Source organism: Pseudomonas sp. P7758, from assembly GCF_013386485.1.
Lineage (GTDB): Bacteria > Pseudomonadota > Gammaproteobacteria > Pseudomonadales > Pseudomonadaceae > Aquipseudomonas.
Genome location: NZ_JACARS010000295.1, coordinates 1 through 300, shown reverse-complemented (window position 1 = coordinate 300; position 300 = coordinate 1). Strand labels below are relative to the sequence as shown.

The 300-nt window shown below is 63.7% G+C and carries 1 protein-coding gene; it reads left to right on the top strand.

The window, feature by feature from the left end; translation table 11 throughout:
• On the top strand, positions 1-300 hold a 300-nt coding region (locus HX873_RS31570), incomplete at both ends, for an ABC transporter permease subunit (protein WP_371318413.1).

Here is a 300-nt window from a genome sequence, read left to right as displayed (position 1 = left end):
GACCAATCCCGCGACGTGCTGGCGCGGGTGATCTTCGGCGCCCGGGTGTCGATCCTGTTTGCCCTGGCCCTCACCGCCATCAGCGCCGCCATCGGCATCGCCGCCGGTGCCTTGCAGGGATATTACGGCGGCTGGGTCGACTTGCTCGGGCAACGAATATTGGAAGTGTGGTCCGGGCTGCCGGTGCTGTATCTGTTGATCATCCTGTCAGGCTTTGTCGAACCGAATTTCTGGTGGCTGCTGGGGATCATGGCGCTGTTTTCCTGGCTGGCCCTGGTGGACGTGGTGCGCGCCGAGTTC